This is a genomic window from Streptomyces chilikensis (assembly GCF_001642695.1).
Classification (GTDB): domain Bacteria; phylum Actinomycetota; class Actinomycetes; order Streptomycetales; family Streptomycetaceae; genus Streptomyces; species Streptomyces chilikensis.
The window spans coordinates 1-2410 of sequence record NZ_LWCC02000195.1 but is presented as its reverse complement, the minus strand read 5'-3'; the positions used below and the strand labels follow the sequence as shown (position 1 = coordinate 2410).

Below are 2410 nucleotides of genomic sequence, written 5' to 3'. Positions count from 1 at the left end.
GGAGCGGGCGGCCGCCGTCCGCGGGACGCCCGCCGCCCGGCCGCCTCAGCAGCGCACCCCGGTGGACGGGCCCCCGCCCGCCGTGCGGCGGCCGCCCGCGCCTCCCGCCGTGGTCCCCGCGCCCTGCTCCCCCCAGGACCGCGAGCGGCTGCTGGCCGGCACCCATCACGACCCGCACGGCGTGCTCGGCGCGCACCCGGTGGACGACGGCCTGGTGATCCGCGCCCTGCGTCCGCACGCCCGTTCCGTCACCGTGGTCGCCGAAGGGCTGCGGGCCGAACTCCACGACGACGGCGACGGCCTCTTCTCCGGCCGTCTCCCGGCACCGGCGGGAGGGGCGGTCCCCGCCTACCGGCTCCTGGTCGGCTACGACGGCGGCACCCACGACACCGAGGACGCCTACCGCTTCCTGCCCGCCCTCGGCGACCTCGACCTCCACCTGATCGGCGAGGGGCGCCACGAGGAGCTCTGGAAGGCCCTGGGCGCCCATCCCATGACCCACCAGGGCGTCACCGGCACCCGCTTCACCGTGTGGGCGCCCAACGCCCTCGGGGTCCGGGTGACCGGCACCTTCAACTTCTGGGACGGCACCGGGTTCCCGATGCGCTCGCTGGGCGGCACCGGCGTCTGGGAGCTCTTCGTGCCGGCGGTCGGCGAGGGCGAGCTCTACAAGTTCGAGATCACCCGCCCGGACGGCACCCGCACCCTGCGCGCCGACCCGATGGCCCGCCGCACCGAGTGCCCGCCCGCCACCGCCTCGGTGATCACCACCTCGCAGTACCGGTGGGGCGACCAGGAGTGGCTGGCCGGGCGCGGCGAACGCCCGGCCCACGAGGCGCCGTTCTCCGTCTACGAGGTCCACCTGGCCTCCTGGCGGCCGGGACTCACCTACCGGCAGCTCGCCGAACAGCTCCCCGCGTACGTGGCGGAGCTCGGTTTCACCCACGTGGAGCTGATGCCGGTCGCCGAGCACCCCTTCGGGGGCTCCTGGGGGTACCAGGTCACCGGGTTCTACGCCCCGACCGCCCGCCTGGGCACCCCCGACGACTTCAGGTACCTGGTCGACAGCCTCCACCGGGCCGGCATCGGCGTGATCATGGACTGGGTGCCCGCCCACTTCCCGCGCGACGCGTGGGCGCTGGCCGAGTTCGACGGCCGGCCCCTCTACGAGCACCCCGATCCGCGGCGGGCCGCCCACCCCGACTGGGGAACCCTGGAGTTCGACCTGGGACGGCGCGAGGTGCGCAACTTCCTGGTCGCCAACGCCGTGTACTGGTGCGAGGAGTTCCACATCGACGGCCTGCGGGTCGACGCCGTCGCCTCCATGCTCTACCTGGACTACTCCCGCGAGGACGGGCAGTGGACCCCCAACGAGCGCGGCGGCCGGGAGAACCTGGACGCGGTGGCCTTCCTCCAGGAGATGAACGCGACCGTCTACCGCCGGGTGCCGGGGGTGGTGACGATCGCCGAGGAGTCCACCGCGTGGGACGGCGTCACCCGCGCCACCCACCACGTCGGCCCGTCCGGCTTCGGCGGTCTCGGTTTCGGCCTGAAGTGGAACATGGGCTGGATGCACGACTCGCTGCAGTACATGGCGCACGACCCGGTGCACCGCGCGTACCACCACGACGAGATCACCTTCTCGATGGTGTACGCGTACAGCGAGAACTACGTGCTGCCGATCTCTCACGACGAGGTGGTGCACGGCAAGCGGTCGCTGGTGTCGAAGATGCCGGGCGACTGGTGGCGGCAGCGGGCCGACCTGCGGGCCTACCTGGGCTTCATGTGGGCCCACCCCGGAAAGCAACTGCTCTTCATGGGCCAGGAGTTCGCCCAGGGCGCCGAGTGGTCGGAGGCGCACGGGCCGGACTGGTGGCTGCTCGACCCCTCCTACGGCGCGGCCGCGGACCACCGGGGGGTGCGGGAGCTGGTCGGCGACCTCAACGCGGTGTACCGGCGGACGCCGGCGCTGTGGGAGCGGGACACCTCGCCGGACGGGTTCCGGTGGGTGCTGGCGGACGGCGCGGCCGACAACGTGCTGGCGTTCCTCCGGTTCGACGCGGAGGGGACGCCGCTGCTGGCGGTGTGCAACTTCTCGCCGGTGGCGCGGGACGGGTACCGGGTGGGGGTGCCGGAGGAGGTGCCCGCGTGGGCGGAGGTCCTCAACACGGACGCGGAACGGTACGGGGGCGGGGGCGTGTGCGGTGCGGGGCCCCTCAAGCCCGAGCCCCGGCCGTGGCACGGCCACCCGGCGAGCCTGTGCCTCACGCTGCCCCCGCTCGCCACGGTGTGGCTGACCCCGGCGTGACCCGCCGCGGGGCGGGCGGCGCGTCCGGTCCGCCCCGCCCGCGGCGCGCGGACGCCGGGCCCGCGGACCGGTCCCGCACCCGGCGGGCGTGAGCTCACCCCC

Annotated in this window: 1 protein-coding gene; it reads left to right on the top strand. The window is 74.6% G+C overall.

The genetic code is table 11. The features are described 5' to 3' along the window. The first annotated feature begins 82 nt into the window (after positions 1 to 82). Entirely contained in the window at positions 83 to 2308 is a 2226-nt protein-coding gene (glgB, locus tag A2U95_RS31840; RefSeq protein ID WP_280871785.1) for a 1,4-alpha-glucan branching enzyme, read from the top strand. Positions 2309 to 2410: the final 102 nt, after the last annotated feature.